The 20,414-nt window shown below is 70.6% G+C and carries 16 protein-coding genes and 9 tRNA genes; 17 read left to right on the top strand and 8 right to left on the bottom strand.

The annotated features are described in order from the left end of the window. Positions 1-5 precede the first annotated feature (5 nt). A complete protein-coding gene (locus QLQ12_RS01825; protein WP_282756692.1) occupies positions 6-1,361 on the bottom strand; it encodes a cation:dicarboxylate symporter family transporter in 1,356 nt (451 codons plus the stop codon). An 83-nt stretch (positions 1,362-1,444) separates the two neighbouring features. Here QLQ12_RS01825 and QLQ12_RS01820 point away from each other — a divergent pair, with 83 nt between their 5' ends. The 3 genes from QLQ12_RS01820 to QLQ12_RS01810 are packed head-to-tail and all read left to right on the top strand — an operon-like array spanning position 1,445 to position 5,114. Next, positions 1,445-2,998, top strand: coding sequence for a sensor histidine kinase (locus tag QLQ12_RS01820; RefSeq protein ID WP_282756691.1), 1,554 nt, complete (start codon positions 1,445-1,447; stop codon positions 2,996-2,998). Further along, complete coding sequence (locus QLQ12_RS01815; protein ID WP_282756689.1) at positions 2,995-3,705, top strand: response regulator; 711 nt, start codon at positions 2,995-2,997, stop codon at positions 3,703-3,705. Before QLQ12_RS01820 ends, QLQ12_RS01815 begins: the two co-directional genes overlap by 4 nt. Then, positions 3,702-5,114, top strand: a complete 1,413-nt coding sequence (locus QLQ12_RS01810) for a glucose-6-phosphate dehydrogenase (RefSeq protein WP_282756687.1) — start codon at positions 3,702-3,704, stop codon at positions 5,112-5,114. The genes QLQ12_RS01815 and QLQ12_RS01810 overlap by 4 nt, the downstream gene beginning before the upstream one ends. Positions 5,115-5,238: 124 nt before the next feature. Here the strand turns inward: QLQ12_RS01810 and QLQ12_RS01805 are convergent, their stop codons facing one another. Beyond that, positions 5,239-5,604 (bottom strand): DUF2784 domain-containing protein, encoded by a 366-nt coding sequence (locus QLQ12_RS01805; RefSeq protein WP_282756686.1) that lies wholly within the window; start codon positions 5,602-5,604, stop codon positions 5,239-5,241. 460 nt (positions 5,605-6,064) lie between these two features. Between QLQ12_RS01805 and QLQ12_RS01800 the strand changes: the two genes are divergently transcribed. The 9 genes from QLQ12_RS01800 (at position 6,065) to QLQ12_RS01760 (ending at position 6,902) form a co-directional block, all read left to right on the top strand. Continuing rightward, positions 6,065-6,137 (top strand) — tRNA-Arg (locus QLQ12_RS01800). Positions 6,138-6,154: 17 nt separating this feature from the next. After that, positions 6,155-6,227, top strand: a tRNA-Gly gene (locus tag QLQ12_RS01795). Positions 6,228-6,324: 97 nt separating this feature from the next. Beyond that, positions 6,325-6,396: transfer RNA gene (locus tag QLQ12_RS01790), tRNA-Gln, on the top strand. A gap of 7 nt (positions 6,397-6,403) precedes the next feature. Further along, positions 6,404-6,477 (top strand) — tRNA-Leu (locus tag QLQ12_RS01785). Positions 6,478-6,490: 13 nt separating this feature from the next. Then, positions 6,491-6,564 (top strand) — tRNA-Leu (locus QLQ12_RS01780). Positions 6,565-6,569: 5 nt separating this feature from the next. Beyond that, positions 6,570-6,642: transfer RNA gene (locus QLQ12_RS01775), tRNA-Ala, on the top strand. Between the two features lie 4 nt (positions 6,643-6,646). Beyond that, a tRNA-Ser gene (locus tag QLQ12_RS01770) sits at positions 6,647-6,737 on the top strand. 5 nt (positions 6,738-6,742) lie between these two features. After that, positions 6,743-6,816 (top strand) — tRNA-Met (locus tag QLQ12_RS01765). A gap of 11 nt (positions 6,817-6,827) precedes the next feature. Then, positions 6,828-6,902, top strand: a tRNA-Pro gene (locus QLQ12_RS01760). Positions 6,903-7,325: 423 nt separating this feature from the next. Here the strand turns inward: QLQ12_RS01760 and QLQ12_RS01755 are convergent. After that, a complete protein-coding gene (locus QLQ12_RS01755; RefSeq protein WP_282756685.1) occupies positions 7,326-8,114 on the bottom strand; it encodes a GNAT family N-acetyltransferase in 789 nt (262 codons plus the stop codon). 213 nt (positions 8,115-8,327) lie between these two features. On the opposite strand from QLQ12_RS01755, the gene QLQ12_RS01750 reads away from it, so the two are divergent. Then, positions 8,328-9,614, top strand: coding sequence for a serine/threonine-protein kinase (locus QLQ12_RS01750; protein ID WP_282756684.1), 1,287 nt, complete (start codon positions 8,328-8,330; stop codon positions 9,612-9,614). 12 nt (positions 9,615-9,626) lie between these two features. Here the strand turns inward: QLQ12_RS01750 and QLQ12_RS01745 are convergent, their stop codons facing one another. The 3 genes from QLQ12_RS01745 to QLQ12_RS01735 are packed head-to-tail and all read right to left on the bottom strand — an operon-like array spanning position 9,627 to position 13,605. Next, positions 9,627-11,144: an RICIN domain-containing protein gene (locus tag QLQ12_RS01745; protein WP_282756683.1), complete on the bottom strand. Its 1,518-nt coding sequence runs from the start codon at positions 11,142-11,144 to the stop codon at positions 9,627-9,629. Then, positions 11,141-11,791: a prepilin-type N-terminal cleavage/methylation domain-containing protein gene (locus tag QLQ12_RS01740; RefSeq protein ID WP_282756681.1), complete on the bottom strand. Its 651-nt coding sequence runs from the start codon at positions 11,789-11,791 to the stop codon at positions 11,141-11,143. The genes QLQ12_RS01745 and QLQ12_RS01740 overlap by 4 nt, the downstream gene beginning before the upstream one ends. Continuing rightward, positions 11,788-13,605 (bottom strand): putative Ig domain-containing protein, encoded by a 1,818-nt coding sequence (locus QLQ12_RS01735; protein ID WP_282756680.1) that lies wholly within the window; start codon positions 13,603-13,605, stop codon positions 11,788-11,790. The genes QLQ12_RS01740 and QLQ12_RS01735 overlap by 4 nt, the downstream gene beginning before the upstream one ends. A 283-nt stretch (positions 13,606-13,888) precedes the next feature. Here QLQ12_RS01735 and QLQ12_RS01730 point away from each other — a divergent pair, with 283 nt between their 5' ends. Continuing rightward, positions 13,889-14,476 (top strand): dihydrofolate reductase family protein, encoded by a 588-nt coding sequence (locus QLQ12_RS01730; protein ID WP_282756679.1) that lies wholly within the window; start codon positions 13,889-13,891, stop codon positions 14,474-14,476. Here the strand turns inward: QLQ12_RS01730 and QLQ12_RS01725 are convergent. Continuing rightward, on the bottom strand, positions 14,469-15,020 hold the full coding sequence (locus QLQ12_RS01725; protein ID WP_282756677.1) for an NUDIX domain-containing protein: 552 nt from the start codon (positions 15,018-15,020) through the stop codon (positions 14,469-14,471). The two genes, QLQ12_RS01730 and QLQ12_RS01725, sit on opposite strands and share 8 nt — an antisense overlap. 48 nt (positions 15,021-15,068) lie before the next feature. Here QLQ12_RS01725 and QLQ12_RS01720 point away from each other — a divergent pair, with 48 nt between their 5' ends. Further along, a complete protein-coding gene (locus tag QLQ12_RS01720; RefSeq protein ID WP_282756676.1) occupies positions 15,069-15,914 on the top strand; it encodes a GNAT family N-acetyltransferase in 846 nt (281 codons plus the stop codon). Positions 15,915-15,963: 49 nt separating this feature from the next. Here the strand turns inward: QLQ12_RS01720 and QLQ12_RS01715 are convergent, their stop codons facing one another. Further along, positions 15,964-17,823, bottom strand: coding sequence for an elongation factor G (locus QLQ12_RS01715; RefSeq protein ID WP_282756675.1), 1,860 nt, complete (start codon positions 17,821-17,823; stop codon positions 15,964-15,966). A 235-nt stretch (positions 17,824-18,058) separates the two neighbouring features. On the opposite strand from QLQ12_RS01715, the gene QLQ12_RS01710 reads away from it, so the two are divergent. Beyond that, positions 18,059-18,685 carry a CPBP family intramembrane glutamic endopeptidase gene (locus tag QLQ12_RS01710; RefSeq protein ID WP_282756674.1) on the top strand — a complete coding sequence of 209 codons (627 nt, stop codon included), beginning with the start codon at positions 18,059-18,061 and terminating at the stop codon, positions 18,683-18,685. A gap of 33 nt (positions 18,686-18,718) precedes the next feature. Further along, on the top strand, positions 18,719-20,299 hold the full coding sequence (locus QLQ12_RS01705; RefSeq protein ID WP_282756673.1) for a DHA2 family efflux MFS transporter permease subunit: 1,581 nt from the start codon (positions 18,719-18,721) through the stop codon (positions 20,297-20,299). Positions 20,300-20,414 lie beyond the last annotated feature (115 nt).

Here is a 20,414-nt window from a genome sequence, read left to right as displayed (position 1 = left end):
CCGGTCTAGACGGCCGGCTCCGGCGCGCGTTCCGGCTTGGCCGACGGGGTGCCGTGGTCGTCGTCGAGCATGGTCTCCTCGTCGAACGGGTCACCGCCGGCGAGGACCAGCTTGGCCCGCTCGCGATCGAACTCCTTGGTCCACGTGCCGATCAGAACCGTGGCGACCGCGTTGCCGGCGAAGTTGGTCAGCGCCCGCGCCTCGGACATGAAGCGGTCGATGCCGACGATCAGGCCGACGCCGTCGACCAGGTCGGGGCGGTGGCTCTGCAGGCCGCCGGCGAGCGTGGCCAGCCCGGCGCCGGTGACCCCGGCCGCGCCCTTCGAAGCGATGATCATGAACAGGAGCAGCGAGATCTGCTCACCGATCGTCAACGGGTCGCCCATCGCCTGCGCCACGAACAGCGACGCCATGGTCAGGTAGATGGCCGTCCCGTCCAGGTTGAACGAGTACCCGGTCGGCACCGTGATGCCCACCACCGGCCGGCTCACCCCGACATGCTCCATCTTGGCGATCAGCCGCGGCAGCGCCGACTCCGACGACGACGTCGACACGATCAGCAGGAACTCCCGGCCCAGGTACTTCAGCAGGCTCAGAATGTTGATCCGGGCGACCAGCCAGAGCAGCGCGCCCAGGATGACGAAGACGAAGATCGCGCAGGTGACGTAGAAACCGAGCATGATCTGGGCGAGGCTGATCAGCGCATCCACGCCGGTCTTGCCGACGACCGCGGCGATCGCGCCGAACGCGCCGATCGGGGCCAGCCACATCAGCATCGCCAGGATCCGGAAGACCAGCCGCTGGAACGTCCCGATGGCACGCAGCACCGGCTCCGACTTGTCGCCCAGCGTCTGCAGGGCGAACCCGGCGAGCAGCGCCACGAGCAGGGTCTGCAGTACGTTGCCGGAGGTCAACGGGGAGACGAGGGTGGTGGGGATGATGCTGAGCAGGAACTCGGCGGTGCTCTTGGCCGGTTCCGTGCCCACCGCCTTCTGCCCGGCCGCGGCGACCGAGGCGTCCAGTTGCATGCCGGCGCCGGGGTTGACGAGGTTGCCGACGACGAGGCCGATCGCCAGGGCGATGGTGGACATCGTCATGAAGTACCCGAGGGCCATGCCGCCGACCTTGCCGACCTTGGCCGCCTGGCGGATGGAGCCGACGCCCAGGACGATCGTGCAGAAGATGACGGGGCTGATCATCATCTTGATCAGGTTGACGAAGCCCTTGCCGATGGGCTCCAGCTCGACCGCCACGTCCGGCACGATCAGGCCGACGGCGATGCCGAGGAGGACGGCCACGATGACCGCCAGGTACAGGTAGTGGGTGCGGTCCCGTTTGACCGGGGCGGTAGCGGTAGTCATGCCGAGAATGTGTCCTGGGTCTCAGCCGCAATCACGGTTACGGTCATTCTGTTCACCCGTAGGAAACGAAACGAGGCCCCGGTTTGGCTCGACGCTGGAGTATCGCCCGGCAGCTGTTCGCTCTGCAGGTGCTGGTGGTGACGCTGCTCGTGGCGATCGGTACGACCGGGGCGGTGCTGCTCGCCCGCCAGGACGCCCGCAACGCCGCGATCGCTGAGGTCACCGCCGTGGCCCAGACCATCGCGCACTCGCCCGCGGTCGCCGGCGCGCTGCGCGGCCCCGATCCGTCGGCGACGTTGCAGCCGTACGCCGAAGCCATCCGCCGCGCCACCGACATCGACTTCGTCGTGGTGATGGCGCCCGACCGCACCCGGTACAGCCATCCGAGCCCGGAGCTGATCGGCCTCCCGTTCGCCGGCACGGTCGCGGACGCGCTGGCCGGCGGCATGGTCGTCGAGGAGTACCGCGGCAGCCTCGGCGACTCGTGGCGCACCGTCGTCCCGGTCCGCGCGCCCGGCGACGGCACGATCATCGGCTTGGTCTCGGTCGGCATCACCACCGACACGATCAACCGTGGCCTGATCGCCCAGCTTCCCCTGGTCGGCGCCGCCACCGGCGTCGCCCTGCTGCTCGCCGCCGGAGGATCCTGGCTGCTCAGCCGCCGCCTGCGCCGGCAGACCCACGGCCTCGGCCCGGCCGAGATGACCCGGATGTACGAGTACTACGACGCCGTCCTGCACGCCGTCCGCGAGGGCCTCGTCGTCGTCGACCGCGACGGCCGGGTGACCCTGATCAACGACGAGGGGCGGCGGCTGCTCGGCGCGACCGGGGACGGCCCGCCCGGCCTGCCGCCCGAGGTGTCCGGCCTGATCAGCGAGCAACGGCCCATGGTGGACGAGCCGGTGCTCGTCGGCGACCGGGTCCTGGTCGCCAATCGCCGCGAGACCAGGTTCGACGGGCGGGTCCTCGGAACGGTGCTCACCTTGCGCGACCACACCGAGCTGCGCGCGCTGACCGGGGAACTCGACTCGGTCCGCGGCCTGACCGAGGCTCTGCGCGCCCAGGCCCACGAGGCCGCCAACCGGCTGCACACCGTCCTCACCATGGTCGAACTCGGCCGTACCGACGACGCGATCCGGCTCGCCACCGAGGAGCTGGCCCTCGCCCAGCAGCTCACCGACCAGGTCGTCGGCGCCGTCGACGAGCCGGCCCTGGCCGCCCTGCTGCTCGGCAAGTCGGCCCAGGCGGGCGAGCGCGGCGTGGAACTCACCGTGGACACCGAGTCTCGTCTCACCGGCAGCCCGGTCGCCGGCCGTGACCTGCTCACCGTCGTCGGCAACCTGATCGACAACGCCCTCGAGGCGGTCGGCGGCTCGCCCGCGCCGCGCCGGGTCGGGGTGCTGGTCCGCGAGGAGAACGGCGAGGTGCTGGTCCGGGTCACCGACAACGGCCCGGGGCTGCGCCCGGACGAGGCCGCCGCGGCCTTCCGGCGCGGCTGGTCCACCAAGGGAGACGGCCACGGCATCGGCCTGTCCCTGGTCCGGCAAGTCGCTGAGCGGTACGGCGGCAGCTACGTCATCGAGACCGCCCCCGGCGGCGGCGCGGTCCTCACCGTCCGGCTGCCGGTGCCGGCATGAGTCCTCAGGAACCCATCCGCGTCCTGGTGGTCGACGACGAGCCGCTGATCGCGGAAGCGCACCGGGCGTACACCGAGAAGGTCGCGGGTTTCGTGGTGGCCGGTGTGGCGATGACCGCGAGGGAGGCGATGAGCCTGCTCCGCGCCGGACCGATCGATCTCGTGCTGCTCGACCTGAACCTGCCGGACAAGCACGGTCTGGAGATCGCGCGGGCACTGCGCGCGGCGGGCAGCGGCACCGACGTCCTGGCGGTCACCTCGAACCGGGACATCGCCATGATCCGCCAGGCGGTCGCCCTCGGAGTGACCCACTACCTGCTCAAGCCGTTCACCTTCGCGGCGTTCCGCGACAAACTCGACCGGTACGCCCAGTACCGCCGCCAGCTCGCCGGATCGGCCGAGGTCGCCGCCCAGCACGAGGTGGACCGGGTGTTCGCCACCTTGCGCGGCGCCCCGCCGGACACGCTCCCCAAAGGACTCGACGCGTCGACCTTCGACCTGACCCTGGCCGCGCTGCGGTCCGCGGAACCGGCCGGGCTGTCCGCCGCGGAGGTCGCCGCACGCACCGGCACGTCCCGGGTCACCGCCCGCCGCTACCTGGAACACCTCGCCGAGGCCGGCCGGGTCGTCCGCAGCCCCCGGTACGGCGGACCGGGCCGCCCCGAGGTCGAGTACCGTCCGGCCTCGGCGGGTACCCACCGTCCATGACGGACCAGACCCTGATCATCCTGGGCGCGACCGGGGACCTGACCGGCCGGCTGCTGCTGCCCGGGCTCGGCGCGCTGCTCACCGCCGGCCACGTGCCCGGCCTCACCCTGATCGGCGCCGCCACCGACGACTGGGACGACGCGCGCTGGCGGCAGCGCGTCCACGACTCGTTCGGCGCCCGCGGCGCGAGAGCCGCCGCCCGGTCGGCCGGTGAGCCGACACCTCCGGCCGGCGCCGCCCCGGCCGCGTCGGACGTCGCCGACCGGGCCCGTTTCGTGCGGACCGACGTCACGAACACCGACGACCTGCGGCGCCTGCTCGGGGAGGCGCGCGGCAAGGTGGCGATCTTCTTCGCGCTGCCGCCGGCCGTCACCGCCCGCGCCTGCGAAGCGCTGCTGGACGTAGACCTGCCGGACGGCACCCGGCTGGTGCTGGAGAAGCCGTTCGGCACCGGCAGCGAGTCGGCCGCCGAACTGAACCGGCTGATCAACCGCCTCGTTCCGGAGGAACAGGTGCACCGGGTGGACCACTTCCTCGGCAAGTCGACCGTGCTCAACATCCTCGGCCTGCGGTTCGCCAACCGGATCTTCGAACCGGTGCTGGACGCCACCCACGTCGAGTCGGTCGAGATCGTCTTCGACGAGAACCTGGCGCTGGAGAACCGGGCCGGCTACTACGACCACGCCGGCGCCCTCGCCGACATGATCCAGAGCCACCTGCTGCAGATCCTCGCCCTGCTCGCGATGGAGGCGCCGTTCACCCTGGCAGCGGCCGAGTTCCGGGACCGCAAGGCCGACGTGTTGCGGGCCACCCGGCTGTGGAGCGACGATCCGGCGCAGTGCAGCCAGCGGGCCCGCTACACGGCCGGTGAGCTGGACGGGCGGCGGCTGCCGTCGTACGCCGACGAGCCCGGCGTCGACCCGGACCGCGGCACCGAGACCCTGGCCGAGTTGGTCCTGGCGGTGGACACCTGGCGATGGGCCGGCGTGCCGTTCCGCCTGCGCTCCGGCAAGGCCGTCGGCGACAGCCGCAAGGAAGCCGTGATCACCTTCAAGCGGCCGCCCCGCGTCCCGGACGGGCTGCACGGACACGACCAGCCGGACCGGCTCCGCATCGGGTTCGGCCCGGACCACGTGGCCCTCGATTTCAACATCAACGGCCCGGGCGATCCCTTCGTGCTCGACCCGGTCACCCTGGAGGCCGACTTCGGCGCGGGAGACCTCCCGCCGTACGGCGAAGTCCTGCGCGGCGTGTTCGACGACGATCCCACCCTGTCGGTACGGGCCGACACCGTCGAACAGTGCTGGCGCATCGTCGAGCCGGTCCTCACGGCCTGGCGTGCGGGCACGGTGCCGCTGTTGGAGTACCCGGCCGGCAGCCCCGGCCCGAAGGACTCACTCCTGGACTGACCGGCGCGGGCGGGGTGGGGTCCCGTCACCGGGCCGAGGCGGCTCGCCGGGGCCGCACCGGCCCGCGCCGGTGCGGCCTTCCAGAACCGGCGCCCACTCCCCGGACCGGGACACCCCGGCGGCGTCAGCCCCGCCTGAACCGCGTCCGCGCTCGATGGACGGCGCCCGCGTACGAGACGGCGACCACTGCGGCGATCAGCAGCCGCACCTCGTCGAGGAAGCGCTCGGGATAGATCACGCCGGTCAGGTAGGTGTCGATGAAACCGTGACTCAGCCCGGATTCGCCGGTCCTCTGCCGTGCCCAGTCCTCCACGTAGGTCAGCGGGCAGTTCAGATCGAACAGCACGATGCACAGGCCCCAGGCGGCCGCGGCCAGGTGCGACCAGATCGCTTTCGGCCACCGCCACGCCAGGAATCCGCCGAACACCACGAACACGATGAACAGGAAATGCACTGCCATCGTGACCTCGGCCAGAACCCGGTACCCCATGTGCTCCAGTTTCCTCGATTAATTCGATGGACGGGCGCCCGGCCGTTGCCTATGTTTGTCCTCAGCACCGACCGGGACGTCCCCGGGAGGCGGGAGGCAGAGGGGGAAGACGATGTCCGGCAAGCAGATGTGGCAGCGGTTCATGGTCCTCCCGAGTTCCCCGGCCCAACTCCCGAGTGGTCCCGGCTCGTCGAGCCTGAGCAGCCTCAGCTCTTCGAGTCTGAGCGGCCTAGGCTCTCCGAGTCTGAGTGGTCCGAGCCGACGTCTGGGCCGGTGGCGCAGCTAGCATCCAGCTAGCGATCTTCGCGCCGCCCCCTTCCGAAACCGGAAGCAGGCGGCGTTTCTCGTTTGCGGGTGCAGCTCGACAGGAAGAGCACCGGCTTTCCGGATCCGGCAGATATGGGTTCGATTCCTGCTGCCCGTGCTCCGCATTCTTTGACAATTTCACAGCGGACGACATGTCCCCGTAGCTCAGCGGATAGAGCACCGGATTACGGATCCGGGGGTCGGGAGTTCGAATCTCTCCGGGGACGCTTGTCAATTTGATCATGTGGCTGTAGCTCAGCGGGTAGAGCACCGCCTTGCCATGGCGGAGGTCCCGGGTTCGAAGCCCGGTAGCCACTCTCGGTTCGACGTCGACGGCCGTCGCCCCAGCCGTATCCCCGGCGTGCCATCCGCACGCCGTGGCACGCCTGAGCGACGGCCAGCATGCGAACCGGATGCGAGCTGGTGCAAATGGCAGCACGCCGCGCTCTGGACGCGGAAGTGGGGGTTCGAGTCCTCCGCTCGCAGCTTCACCGCCCTCGTGGCCCAACAGGCAGAGGCACCAGGCCGAGGACCTGGACGGTGCGCGTTCGAATCGCGCCGAGGGCACGCAGTGAGACAGGCCCGGGTAGCCCAACTGGCAGAGGCGCCGCATTCAGGGTGCGGAGGATGGGGGTTCGAATCCCTCTCCGGGTACGCAAGGGCTCGTAGCTCATCAGGGAGAGCGTCCGCCTTGCAAGCGGAAGGTGGCCGGTTCGAGTCCGGCCGGGTCCACGATGGAGAGCTGGCCGAGTGGCCTAAGGCGGCGGATTGCTAATCCGCAGCAGGGGTGATCACCCTTGCCGGGAGTTCGAATCTCCCGCTCTCCGCTCACGTCGCTGTAGCTCAGAGGCCCAGAGCGCCGCCCTCATAAGGCGGAGGCCGGTGGTTCGAAACCACCCGGCGGCACGGAAACACCACGGGTCGTGGCGCAGCTTGGTCAGCGCGCTCGCTTTGGGAGCGAGATGTCGCGGGTTCGAATCCCGCCGACCCGACGGTTCAGCGGCGGCGCAGCACCAGCAACTGTGCCTGCCGCTCGGGAAAGCCGTTGGCGAGGGCGAGCTCGGCCTCCAGCATCAGGTTCCCGGCCACCCGCTCGCCGAGCTCGGCACGCAGCGCCGCCGCGTTCTCGGGGCGAGGGGATACTCGTCGGCCATCGCCCGTGCCCAGAGCTGGTGAAGCGAAGGACTGTTCTGCGCCGCACGATGCAACGCGTCGTAGTCGTCAGGCGCTGTACCGATCGCCTGGCTCTCCGTCATGCGGGACATTCTGGTGGGTGAATGCCATGGCCTCGCTGCCGGGTGTGCGGCATCGGACGGGGGCCTGGCCGACTGCCGCACGGCACCCCGTTCCGCACGGCACCCGGCACCAGCACAGAAGAACCGCATCCTCGATCGGCCGGGAGGAGCGCATCCCCGTCAGGTGGCCGGACTCCATACCCATGGCGTCGTGGTGCTGACCGGGTGCAGACCCAGGCGCTGAAGGATCGGGCTGCTGTCCGGGGAAGCGTCGACCATGAGGTATTTGACGCCCCACTCAGACGCAATCTGTGCGCGGCGGGCGACCAGCGCACGGTAGATGCCCTTCCGGCGCCATGGCGCCAAGGTGGAGCCGCCCCACAGCGCGGCGAACTCGGTGCCGGGGAAGGCGGCCAGCCAGGCAGCCGAGACCACCTCGCCCTCGGCCTCCGCCACGAGGACGACGATGTTGTCCGGGGCCGATCGGATGCGGTCGAGCAGGTCGTCGGCCAGCCAGGACCAGTCGACGCCCCAGACCTCGGATTCCATGGCCGCGATGCGACGCAGGTCGCTGAGGTCCGTCGTGGCGCGGATGGTGATGCCGTCGGGAACCTCCCCGGCGCCGGTCAGGTCGGTCGCTTGGCCGATGACGATCGTTTCCTGGTCCTCCGGTGCGAACCCCGCCAGCCGAAGCCGCTCGGGGAGGTCCTGACGGTCGTGGCCGTAGGTCTTCCACTCGATCGCCTGCCCGTGCGCCGCGGAGCGGTCTCGCGCGCGCTCGATGAGCGAATCCAGTTCCTCGACGCTGAGGCCGTCGAGATCCTGGGCGAAAGCGAGCCCCCGCGCGGGGGTGGTGATCTGCAGGACGGGGCCGTCCCATGACGGCTTCCAGTTGTCGGGTAGCCGTGAGGCGATGCTGCCCCGAACCTGCTGGTCGTGTAAGGCCAAGAGCTCGCTGTATGTAGTCATCTTAATGGATCATGGTCATCACGCCGGCGCTTGGCAAACGATTTCGGTCATCCTCTTCCGGCCGGTGGACGACGTCGGAGAGCCGTCGCCTCAGGTGGAGAGCGACGTTCTTCCGCGGGCGGAGGAGCCGGCGTTCCACGCTGACGCGTGCGGGTGACTGACGGGGCAGGCCGGCACCGGTTGTGTCAGGGTGGCTCGGTGTGGCGACGCGTCTTGAGTGATCGGTACGAGTTGCGGTCGTTGCTGGGCCGTGGCGGCACGGCCGAGGTGTGGCAGGGACTCGACCGGTGGCTGGGGCGCGCGGTGGCGGTCAAGATTCTGCACCCGGTGGGGCCGGCCGACTGGTCGTTGCCGGTGCGGTTCGGCCGGGAGGCCCGGACCGTGGCGGGTCTGTCGCACCCGAACATCGTGGCCGTGCACGATGTCGGCGCCGATCACGGCATGAAGTTCCTGGTGATGGAACTCGTCGAGGGCCGCAGCCTCGCGCAGCGCCTCGCCGAGGGGCCCATGGAGATCGCCGAGGCGGTCCGCGTCGCGGTCCAGGTGTGCGCTGCCCTGGAGGCGGCCGCGGAGGCCGGCGTGGTGCACCGGGACGTGAAACCGGCCAACATCCTGCTCGGCGACGGCGGCCGGGTGAAGGTCTGCGACTTCGGCCTCGCCCGAGTGGCCGGGATCGATCAGGGGGAGCTGACCGGACCGGCGCAGATGATCGGCACCAGCGCGTACATGGCGCCGGAGCAGGTCACCGGCAGCGCGGTGGACGCACGCACCGACCTGTACGGCCTGGGCTGCGTGCTGTACGCGATGCTGACCGGCCGCCCGCCGTTCACCGGTGACAGCCCGATGCAGATCGCCTGGCAGCACGTGGAACGGACGGCCGCGCCGGCCTCCACCGTCCGGGACGGGATCCCGGCGGAGCTCGACGGGTTGCTGCAGGCGTTGCTGGGGAAATATCCGGCCGACCGCCCGGCGACCCCGGGCCGGGTGCGGGCCGCGTTGGAACGGCTGAACCTCGATCCTGGGCCGGCCCGGTCGACGGAGGCGGCCCGTCCACGGCCGGCGCGCGTCATCGCCACGGTGCCCGCGCCGACCCACATGTTCTCCGCACTCACCGGTCCTCGTGGCCGTCGCTCGTCGCGGATACGGCCGCTCGTCCTCGCCGTGGGCGCCGCCGCGGTGATGGCCGTGGTGACCACCGTGATCCTGCAGAGCGGCCCCGGGCGTCCCGGGCCGCAAGCCGAGCCCGCGGTGAGCGCGGCAGCGCCGACGGCCGGGACGCCGACGGCCCCGCCGCCGGCGCACCCGAGGACCGCGGCGCCGGCGGCCGCGGCCATGGCGACCGCTACGAGCAACGCGCCGGGCGGCGGTGACGTGCCGCCGGGACGCGCTCGCTGCCGTCCGGGCGATGATCAGCGCTCGGACATCGACCGGAAACCCGGCCGGCGAGGGTGTCCGCGAGCCGCTGAAGCAGCTCAAGGCGCCGGGCGGGCAGACCGATGACGGGGTTGTCGCCTATCGCTCGGTGATCTGCGTGAGCGGAAGCGGCTTCGACAGGTCCGCGGGAGCGTTCCACTTCTGCCAGCCGGAAGCGTCGCAGGCCTGCATGACGATCCGGCTGATCGGCGGCCCGGAATAGGACCCGGTGTAGACCAGCGTCGGCGACTTGACCGGGTCCACCGGGGCGAGGCACAGGCCGGCCCCGTCCACGATCCGGAAGCTGGTCGCGTAGACGCCGGTGGCGCCGAAGACGGTCCAGGTCATGTCGGCGGGGACGGACGTGCTGCTGCAGGCGCCGAGGACCGGATAGCCGCCGGGCTGGCGCGGGCTGCGCAGGCAGTAGTCGGTGCCGTCGACGGTGGCGTAGATGCGTCCGGTGCTGCTGTGGCTGCCGGGGCTCGGCGTGGGCAGGGTCCACTTCTGGTTCCACCCGATGGTCGACGGGTCGGGCGCCTGTTTGCAGGGCCACGCGATCAGATAGGTGGTGCCGAGATACCAGTCGGTGATGTCCAGGCAGCGTCCGAACTGTTGATAGTTGACCAGTTGCCTGGTGGCCGGTCCGGCGGCTCCGGCCCCGACCGCGGGGTCCGGCTGGAAGGTCTGCTCGTTGTCGTAACCGCTGTTGCACCGGATGTTGGAGAGCACCACCCGGCTGCCCGTGAAATCGGGGTTCTGCACGTTGAAGCAGTAGCCGTCGAGGTATGTCCCGTCGCTGGTGCCCATCAGGTTGGCGGAGTCGTTGATGCTCCACCGGTGACGGGGCGGAGGCGGGCTGGTCGCGGAACACTGCTGGAGCACGACCAGAGCGCCGCTGACGTGGGGGAAGCCGGCGTCCAGGCACATGCCCAGCGTGTTGGACTCGCTCCTGGACGACAGCAGGACCAGCGTGAGGTCGGGGTTGTAGGCGAAGATCTGACGCGCTGAGCCCTCGGCACACCGTTGCATGGTGACCGGGGTGCCGGCGGTCGGCCGCGTCGAGCCGGCGTCGAGGCAGAGGTCGATGCTGGCACTGCGAACGTGGATGCGGCCGCCGGGAATAGTCTGGTTGGACAACCGGAACGAGTAGGTGGCCTGGAGCGTGCGGCTGCCGGCCGTGCCGACATCGAAGGAACCGGTGGGCGCGGCGATGCCGGTGGAGACGATGACCGCGGACGTCGGCTGGGCCGTGAGGGCGGTGAGCGGGGCGCCGTCGAGGTTGCGGTAGCTGACGGTGACCCGGTAGCGCTGGCTTCCGCCCGGACCGATGCTGCCGGTCAGCGGGTCGGCGGGCAGTAGGGGGAGATCACCGGCGCCCGTGCCGTCGGCGGCGGCCCGGATGTGTCCCATCGCGGTGTGCAGGCCGGCCTCGGCCGCGTGCAGCGCCAGGGACCGGTCCGCACTGGTCCGGGTGGCGACGATCTGGTCGAACACGATGGGCACCAGGATGGCGCTCAACGACATGCCGACCAGGGTGAGCAGCATGGCGAGCGGAAGCGAACCGCTTTCGTCGCGCGGGCCGGGCCGCGGCCGGCGGCGTCGCGTGATCCAGGTCATGCGACCGGCCGCCCCTCGATGCAGACGCTCGGCTCGGTGGTGTCCCGCGAGGTGTTGAGCGCGGTGAAGGTGGCGTCCGACTGCGACGTGGCGGTGCCGGAGCGCGCGGTCAGCCGTACCCTCAGACGTTGGTAGTCCGGCACGAGAACGGGGCCGGCCGTCGGGGTGATGGTCGGCTCCGGATGCGGAGTGAGTCGTGTGAAGGGCGCCGCGACGGTGCCGCCGGGCAAGGCGAGGTTCGAGGCCAGGGTGCGTCCCGCGGCGCCCGCCCCGGGCGGCGAGCCGGGCGTCCAGGTCAGTTGTCGCAGCACCCCTGAGCCGTCCAGGCGCAGCTGGTGGCAGGCCGGCCCGCCCGCGGCCGGGTCGGTGCCGAGGAATTCGACGTACCAGGCCCCGCCGACGGCGGTCGTGTTCGGCTCGGTGACGCCGGACGCGTAGCGGATCTCGCGGTCCAGGAACCGGAAGACGAGGTGCAACTGGGTCTGGCTGACGCTGACGTTCTCGGTGGCGTCGACGGCTCGGTAGACCTGGATCATCGCGGTGGTGAAGATCGCCATCACGACGCCGGACAGGGCCATCGCCGTCATGACCTCGACCAGCGTGACACCGGCGTCGTCGCTGGTTGGAAGCCGTGGTGGGCGCGTCACGGCGTCACCGTCCAGTCGAACATCACGGTCGCCTTGAGGTAGTTCGAGTCCTGGCAGTGAAGGGTCACTCGATAGGTGCCCGGCGTGGTCGGCGAACCAGTGATCACGCCACGGTTGTTCTGCGTGGTGATGCCGAGGCCGGGCGGCAGGCCCTTGGCCGACCAGGCGAAGGAGCTGTTGCTTCCGGTGGGGGCGTAGCCGCTCAGCGTGACGGCCTGCCCCACCCTGCTGGTCTGGTCGGGATTGGCGGGGTCGGGAATGCTGATCGACAGGTCGCCCGACTTGGGAACCAGCACGTTCCACAGAAACGTCGTGCTGGTCTCCGCGCCGGTGGCGTCCTTGACGTAGACGGTGGTGAAGTAACGGTTGCCGTACCAGACCTTGCCGGAGATCTCGCCGGTGGACGGATTGATGGAGATCTCGCCGGAACCCTCACCGGGGAAGTCCACCATCCGGTAGGTGTACGGCGCCTTCCCCCCGGTGGGCGCGGGCACGAAGAACGAGACGAGGTCCCGGACAGAGTCGGTGCGCGGCGCCAGCGCCGGCACGGTGAAGACCAGCACACTCCACTTGAAGGTCACCGTGCTGGCACGTCCGACCGCGTCGGTGGCGGTCACGGTCACGGAACTGGTGAGCGGGCTGGACGCCGTCGGCGTACCGGAGATCACGCCGGTGGACACGTCGATCGACAGGCCGGCCGGCAGACCCGTGGCGGACCAGGCGATCGGGCCGGCCCCGCCGGTGACGGTCATGGGCAGCGACGCTGCCGTGCCGGCACGGGTCATCTGGTCGGCGGGCTTGGCGACCACCGGCGGGGGAATGATCGTCCAGTCGAACGTCGCCGTCGAGTTGCGGCCGAGCTGATCGGTGACCGTCGCGGTGACGGTGTACTTCCTGGTCGTGCCGGGGTCGGCCGGGGTGCCGGTAACGAGCCCGCCGGCGGACCCGGACAGGCCGGGCGGCAGGCCGGTGAAGGCCCAGGTCAGCGCGGGCTGACCGCCCGTGGCGGTGAGTTGCAGCCCGCTGATGGCCAGCCCGGCGTAGCTCGTCTGCGCCCCGGGACCCTGTGCGATCGGCGACGGCCGGTTGAGGTTGAAGACCGGGTCCTCAGTGATGCTCGTCAGGGTCGACGTCACGTATGTGCACACGTTGCCGGGGCAGGTCCGGCCGGGCCAGGTGACGGCGACGACCACCCGCAGGAAGGGCACATCGGCCCGGGCCGGAGAGGGGTCGGGGCCGTCGGGGCTGACGCAGGGGCCGCTAGAGCCGAGCTGCTGACGGCAGATTCCGAGGTACCAGTTCTGCCGGTACGTGACGCCGCCGAGCAGCACGTCGACGGGCGCCGTCGGCAGTCCCGCCGTCGCGCCGGCCGTGGAGCTGCCGGAAAGTTGGAGATCCCATGCGAACCAGGAGGCCTTCGCGGCCGCCGACACGCTCGCCGGGTTACCGAGACTCATGGTCGCCAGGTATGGCCGGACCGCATCGGCGTAGGCGGTGGCCGCCGGGGCGTACACGGCGTCCCACTGGGCTTTCGCCGCGGCGTAGCCGCGCCCGGTGAGAGCCGCGGCGCCGGTCACCGCGGAGGCGCGCTCGATCGCGTCGGTGGCGAGTTGGACGGCGACCTGCCGTGTGCGCTCCTCCTCCGCGACGGTGACCGATCGGACCAGGAAGGGAACCAGCGCCGTCATCATCGTGCCGATCAGCGCGAGGGACACCAGCACCTCGATCAGCGTGAACCCGTGGTCGGTGACGTCCCGTGGGTCCGCGCCGAGGGCAGGGTGAACCCCGTGCCGGCCTGCTGGCGCAGCGAGCATCTCCGAACTCCCCTGAGCAGGGCGGAAAACGGCGTTCCACGACAAACATCGGCAATGCCACGGCGGACTTGAGGAAAGCCGCCTGGCATCGTCCCGACGGGGCGGGGCACGCGCCCGGCGGGTTCGCGTCCCGTCGCCTCCGCAGTACGTCGTCCGCGGGGAGTACATACCCTCCAGGCTTGCGCGCGAAGGCCTGAGCAGGGGGAATGCTTTCATGAATGGCTTGCGTGAACCGCCCGGAGGAGGAAACCTGCGGGGAGGGATGCGCTTGAGGAGGCCTGCCATGGGCAAGGTCGTCGCTGCTCTGTCCATGTCGTTGGACGGCTTCGTCGCGGATGAGAACGACAGCGTGAGCGAATTGTTCGGCTGGTACCAGAACGGCGCCGTCGAGGTGGCGACCGCGGATCCGCGCTGGGTGGTCCATGTGACCAAGGAGAGCGAGCGGTTCCTGCGGACGACCTTGGGCGAGGCGGGGGCGCTGATCTGTGGACGGCGGCTGTTCGACCGTACCGATGGATGGGGTGGAAGGCATCCGGCGGGATGTCCGGTCTTCGTGGTGAGTCATTCGGTGCCGGGCGGCTGGCCGCGGGAGGATTCGCGGACCACCTTCTACACCGATGCCATCGCCGCGCTGGAGGCGGCGCGGAAGGAAGCGGGGGACCGGGCCGTGTCGGTGTCCACGCCCACGCTCACCCGGCAGTACCTCGACGCCGGGCTGCTCGACGAGATCACCGTGTCGCTGGTGCCGGTGCTGCTCGGCGAGGGGACCGCCTTCTTCGGGGCGCAGGTGGTGACGCCGGTGCGGCTCAGCGATCCCGAGGTGATCGAGAGCCGGGGCGTCACCCACCTGACCTATCGGGTGCTCAGATAGGCAGCTTCCTCAAGAACCGCGAGAGGTGCGGGTCGAACAGTTTCGGGTCGGCCGCGGCGATCTCGTCGCGGGTCCACCACCGGACGCTGTGGAACTCGCCGGTGTCCGGTTTCAGAACCTGGTCACGGGAGAGTTCGACGACGTACCAGAGGCTGACGTCGGTGTGGCCGGCGTCGATGCCGACGGTCTCGGTGACGGTCAGGAAGAGGGGAGCGCCGGACACCGCGGCGACGACGCCGAGTTCCTCCTCGATCTCGCGGGCCGCGGTGACGGACGGGTCCTCGTCGACTTCGACGTGCCCGCCAGGTGGCAGCCACAGGCCGGCGTTGACGTGCTCGACCAGCAGGACACCGCCGTCGGCCGGGTCGACCGGGACCACGTAGGACACCAGGTGCCGGGGTGGTTCGGCCGGCTTGACGCGGCGGTAGACGTCGTCGGTCGCGCGCAGCCAGCCGAGCGTGTGCCCGCGGTGTTCGCCTTCGAGATTGTCGATCGGTTGAAGCCTCGTCACCACGTCGTGCACCGCTGCCACCGTTGAACGCATCCAAAAATGATGGCACCCGTTCGTATCACGTAGGTGACAATGCGTCGCATGATCTTCCGTGTCACCGCGCTCGTGAACCCCGACAACGACTCTCCGGCATGGATCGCCGAAGGTGGCGACGGCCGTCCGCTCGGGACCGCCTTCCTGCGGGTGCCGCCCACCGGCGGGACCGCCGATCTGCGGATCAGCGTGCATCCGGCCGAACGCCGGGCCGGGGTCGGGACGCGGCTGCTGCGAGAGGCGATCGACGCGGGCACCCGGCGCGGGTTGACAGCGCTGCTCGGCGAACCGGTCCGGGAGGGGTCCGACGGCGACGCGTTCTGTGCGGCGGCCGGGTTGCGGCGGGTGCTGGCGTTGACGTACACCCGCCTGGATCTCTCCTTGACCCCCTCCCCGCATGAGGCGGTGAGCGGCTACCGGCTCGTGCACTGGGAGGGCACCGTCCCGGACGAGTGGGCGGAGACCTACGCCCGGTCCCGGGTCGCGATGGACGACATGCCAATGGACGACGCCGCCTTCGAACCGGACGTGTGGGACGTGGCCCGGCTGCACTGGGTCGCCGAGGCGGTGGCCGCGCGCGGCGAGATCCTGCTGACCACCGCGGCGATCGCGGCGGACGGGGAGATCGCCGGGTTCACCGAGGTGGTGGTGGCCGGGGCCGGGACCGGCGATGGCCAGCACTACGGCACCGGGGTGATGCCGGAACACCGCGGGCGTGGGCTGGCCCGGTGGATGAAGGCGGAGCAGATCGCGCACGTCCGGGCCCGGTTCCCGGAACTGGCGGGGCTGCTCGCCGACACCGCGGACAGCAATGCGGCGATGCGGCGGGTCAACGAGGGGCTCGGCTACCGGCCGACGCACCGCAGCCTGCTCTATCAGGCCGACCTGGCGTGAAATCAGGCGAACGGGCGGGCCCGGGAGTGATCCCGGGCCCGCCCCTCGCTCACGCCGCCGGGCGGTAACCGGCCGGGCGGCTGGTGAACGTCCCCCGGCCGTGCGTGCGGCTGCGCAGCCGGGTCGCGTACCCGAACAGCTCCGCCAGCGGCACGGTCGCCGTCACCGTGCGTACCGATGAATCGGTGACCTGACCGCGACGCGCGGCGAGATCGCCGAGCACCGCGCCGAGCGTGTCCGAAGGCGCGCTGACCGTGACCTCGGCGACCGGTTCCAGCAGGGTGAGCGTGCAGGCACGCAGCGCCGCGCGGAGCCCGAACCGGCCGGCCGCCCGGAAGGCCATCTCCGACGAATCCTTCACGTGGGTCTGACCGTCGGCGAGCGTCACCCGCAGGCCGACCACCGGATGGTCACCGTCGGTGAGAGCATCTCGGCAGCCGGCCTCGACGGCACGTACGAACTCGGCCGGCACCCGGCCGCCGGTCACCGCCGACACGAACACGAAGCCCGTGCCGTCGAGTGGCGCGACGTCCAGCACGACGTGCGCGAACTGGCCCGCGCCACCGTCCTGTTTGACGTGCCGGTGGACGAATCCGGTGACGCCGCTGGTCACGGCCTCGCGGAAAGCGACCTGCGGGCGGCCGGTGGTGATCTCCAGGCCGGTCGTCCGGCGCAGCTTCTCCACGGCCACCTCCAGGTGCAACTCGCCCAGGCCGGACAGCAGGACCTGACCGGTTTCCGGGTCCGTGCGCACGCTCAGCGACGGATCCTCGACGGCGAGCGCCGCGAGGGCGCCGGGCAGACGCTGTGCGCCGGCCGGTGTGCGGGCCTCGACCGCGACCGAGACCAGGGGCTCGGCCACCCGGGGCGCCTCCAGTACCACCGGGCGCCGCCTGGTGGAGAACGTCGCGCCGGTCCGGGCCGACTTCGGCCCGGTGACGGCGACGATGTCGCCGGCGACCGCCCGGTCGACGTCGGTGTTCCGGTCGGCCTGCACGCGGAGGATGCGGGAGATCCTCTCGGTACGGCCGGAGCCCGCGTCCCACACGACATCTCCCTTCGTGATCGTTCCGTCGTAGACGCGCAGGTAGGTGAGCCGGTCCCGCTTCTTGAAGACGAGCGCGACGGGATCCTTCTCCGGGTCGCCAGCCGGCGCGGGCAGATAGTCGACGATCGCGTCGAGCAACTGCTCCACACCCTTGTCGCGGTAGGCCGAGCCGCACAGGACGGGCACGGCCGTACCCGCTCGGGTCAGGTCCCGGATGGCATCCTTGAGCGTCGAGTCGGACATGTCGCCCAGTTCTTCCAAGGCTGCCGGATGCAGCTCGGCGACCGCCTCCTCCAGCCTCCGCCGGGCCTCCCTCATCGCAGGCGGTGGCTGGTCGACCAGGTCGACCACACCGGCGAAGTCGCCCTCACGGCCGATCGGCATCTGCACCACCAGCGGCGTCACGTCGAGCCGGTCCCGGATTGAGGCCACGGCCACTTCCAGGTCGGCGCCCGGCCGGTCGAGCTTGTTGACGAAGGCGATGCGGGGTACGCCGTACCGGTCCGCGGTCCGCCAGACGCTCTCGGACTGCGGCTCCACCCCCGCGACGCCGTCGAAGACGGCGACCGCGCCGTCCAGGACACGCAGCGACCGCTCGACCTCGTCGGAGAAGTCGACGTGGCCGGGCGTGTCGATCAGGTTGAGCCGGTGGCCGGCCCAGTCGCAGCTGACCGCCGCGGCGAAGATGGTGATGCCACGATCCCGTTCCTGGGGGTCGAAGTCGGTGACGGTGTTGCCGCTGTCCACGTCACCGGTCTTGTAGGTCGTGCCGGTGGCGAACAGGATCCGCTCGGTGAGGGTGGTCTTGCCGGCGTCGACGTGGGCGAGGATGCCGATGTTCCGGATCTTCTGGGCATGCATGTCTCTGAGGTCTTTCGAGTCTGATCGGACGGTGGACTGCGCCTGTTACAGGCAGCGACCAGCCCCGGTGGCGCAGCCGGAGCCGGGCACACCAGACACGAGGATCAGCTCGAAACGCGACACGGGGATGACGACGGCGGTGCGGTAGCGCATGGCCGTGTCTCCTCTCCGGGTCGCGATGATGCGCCAACCGTAGAGAGGCCCCGTACCCGCGTCCAGCGATTAACGTCTACGTGTGGTCATCGCCGGAGTTCTGCTGATCATGGTGGCGGTCCGCGTCTGGAACCGCCGCGGCCCGGCCCGGGCGCAACCCTTCACCGGGCCGCTCGCCGCGGCTCTGCTGGTCGCGGTCTCCGGGCTCACGCCCGATGAGGTGGGCCTCACCCGGGCCGGCTGGGGGTACGCGCTGGTCGCGTTCCTGATCGTCGCGGCGGGATACGGCATCGCGCTGCTGATCCCCGCGGCGCGCCGGGCTCTCGGCGCCCGCAACCATCCGAACCCGGTCCGCAAGGCGCTGCTCGGGGTGCCGCTCGCGACGGTGATCTTCGAGGAGATCGCGTTCCGCGGAGTGCTGTGGACCCTGCTCTATCATGATCACGGAGCGGTCTGGGCCTACGTGGTGACGGCGGTTCTGTTCGGGCTGTGGCATCTGCCCGCCCCGGCAGAAGTGGCGTTCACCACCCTCGCGGGGTTTGTTCTCAGCTTCCTGCGGGAGGTCGGCGGGGGTCTCATCGCCCCGTTCGTGCTGCACTGGACCGCCAATGGCCTGGGAATACTCGCTTCGGCAGGTGCGCGCCGATCCGGGCCGGGAGATTCCGGTGGCGACGATAAATCTCAGGTGGGCGTCGTACCCCGTCGCTAGGCTCCCCGTGGCCGCCCTACCTGTGGAGATGCTGTGAAGAGTCAACCCGTGGCGGCGCCGGCAAAGCTGGACGGCGCCGTTCTCAAGATCGCCGGGGTAGTCGTCCTCGGCGCCATCATGTCGATCCTCGACGTGACCGTGGTCAGCGTCGCGATCCCGACGTTCCAGACCGTGTTCAACGCGACCTATGCCGAGGTCGCGTGGACGATGACCGGCTACACGCTGGCCCTCGCCACGGTCATCCCGCTCTCCGGGTGGGCCGCCGACCGGTTCGGCACCAAACGGCTCTACATGACCGCGCTCCTGCTGTTCACCCTCGGCTCCGTGCTGTGTGCCACCGCCGACAACATCGGCCAGCTCGTGGCCTACCGGGTTCTCCAGGGCCTCGGCGGCGGCATGCTCATGCCGCTCGGCATGACGATCATGACGAGGGCGGCCGGGCCGGAGCGGATCGGCCGGCTGATGGCGGTCCTCGGCATCCCGATGCTGCTCGGCCCGATCAGCGGCCCGATCCTCGGCGGCTGGCTGATCGACTCGTACAGCTGGGAATGGATCTTCCTGATCAACCTGCCCATCGGTGTGATCGCGCTGATCTATGCCCAGATCGTGCTGCCGAAGGACAACCCCGAGCCGTCCGAGTCGTTCGACTTCATCGGCATGCTCATGCTCTCGCCGGGCCTCGCGCTCTTCCTCTACGGCGTCTCGACGCTGCCCGAGGAGCAGACCATCACAGCGAACAAGGTGTGGATCCCGATGCTCGCCGGCGGCCTGCTGGTGATCGGGTTCGTCCTCTACTCGTTCAAGCCCAGGCACCCGCTGCTCGACCTGCGGCTGCTGCGCAACCGCAACCTGACGGTCGCGTCCATCACGCTCTCCGTCTTCACCGTCGCCTTCATGGGCGCGGGCCTTCTCTTCCCGAGCTACTTCCTGCAGATCCACGGCGAGTCGACGCTGCACGCCGGCCTGCTCATGGCGCCGCAGGGCATCGGCGCCATGGTGACCATGCCGATCGCGGGCATGCTCGCCGACAAGGTGCCGGTCGGGCGGACCGTGCCGTTCGCGCTGCTGCTGATCGCGGCCGGGTTCTTCACGTTCACCCAGGTCGACACGGACACGTCCTACGTCCTGCTGTGCGGTTCGCTGTTCGTGATGGGCCTCGGCATGGGCGGCACCATGATGCCGATCATGACGTCGGCGCTGCGCACCCTCACCAACCACGAGGTCGCCCGCGGCTCCACCCTGCTGAACATCCTTCAGCAGATCGCCGGTTCGGTCGGCGGCGCCGTCATGTCGGTGATCCTGACCTCCAGGCTGAACGAGTCGCCCGCCATCCCCGGGATGACCAACCCGGTGACCGGCGACCCGATCACCGAGGCCGGGCTCGCGATCGCCGCCCAGATGGACCCGAAGGTGGCGGCCACCATCCCCGACCCCGGCCTGCTGCAGCGGGGCCTGGACTTCGCCGCCGACTCGTTCGCCACCACGTTCGTGGTCGGCTTCGTCCTGACCGCGCTGACCCTGGTCCCGGCGCTGTTCCTGCCCCGCAAGCGCGAGGTGGTCCACCTCGCCGACGCGGAGAAGGGCGCCACCGCCCCGCCGGTCGTCCTGCACTGACCGTCCGGGGCCGTCCCGCCCCGGCCTGACCACGAGGCCGCCCGGCCACCGCTGCCGGGCGGCCTCGCCTGTTCCGTCGAGGGCGACGGCTCGAAGCGGTCGGCTACCGGAGTGC

It is taken from the genome of Actinoplanes sandaracinus, from assembly GCF_030009775.1.
Lineage (GTDB): Bacteria > Actinomycetota > Actinomycetes > Mycobacteriales > Micromonosporaceae > Actinoplanes > Actinoplanes sandaracinus.
The sequence above is the reverse complement of the archived record's forward strand: the minus strand, read 5'-3'. Positions and strand labels throughout refer to the sequence as shown.

Bases quoted from the DNA above. Each gene is read 5' to 3' on its own strand.
- QLQ12_RS01825 (WP_282756692.1), bottom strand. From the start codon at position 1,361: ATGACTACCGCTACCGCCCCGGTCAAACGGGACCGCACCCACTACCTG.
- QLQ12_RS01815 (WP_282756689.1), top strand. From the start codon at position 2,995: ATGAGTCCTCAGGAACCCATCCGCGTCCTGGTGGTCGACGACGAGCCG.
- QLQ12_RS01810 (WP_282756687.1), top strand. From the start codon at position 3,702: ATGACGGACCAGACCCTGATCATCCTGGGCGCGACCGGGGACCTGACC.
- QLQ12_RS01805 (WP_282756686.1), bottom strand. From the start codon at position 5,604: ATGGGGTACCGGGTTCTGGCCGAGGTCACGATGGCAGTGCATTTCCTG.
- QLQ12_RS01755 (WP_282756685.1), bottom strand. From the start codon at position 8,114: ATGACTACATACAGCGAGCTCTTGGCCTTACACGACCAGCAGGTTCGG.
- QLQ12_RS01745 (WP_282756683.1), bottom strand. From the start codon at position 11,144: ATGACCTGGATCACGCGACGCCGCCGGCCGCGGCCCGGCCCGCGCGAC.
- QLQ12_RS01735 (WP_282756680.1), bottom strand. From the start codon at position 13,605: ATGCTCGCTGCGCCAGCAGGCCGGCACGGGGTTCACCCTGCCCTCGGC.
- QLQ12_RS01730 (WP_282756679.1), top strand. From the start codon at position 13,889: ATGGGCAAGGTCGTCGCTGCTCTGTCCATGTCGTTGGACGGCTTCGTC.
- QLQ12_RS01725 (WP_282756677.1), bottom strand. From the start codon at position 15,020: ATGCGTTCAACGGTGGCAGCGGTGCACGACGTGGTGACGAGGCTTCAA.
- QLQ12_RS01720 (WP_282756676.1), top strand. From the start codon at position 15,069: ATGATCTTCCGTGTCACCGCGCTCGTGAACCCCGACAACGACTCTCCG.
- QLQ12_RS01715 (WP_282756675.1), bottom strand. From the start codon at position 17,823: ATGCATGCCCAGAAGATCCGGAACATCGGCATCCTCGCCCACGTCGAC.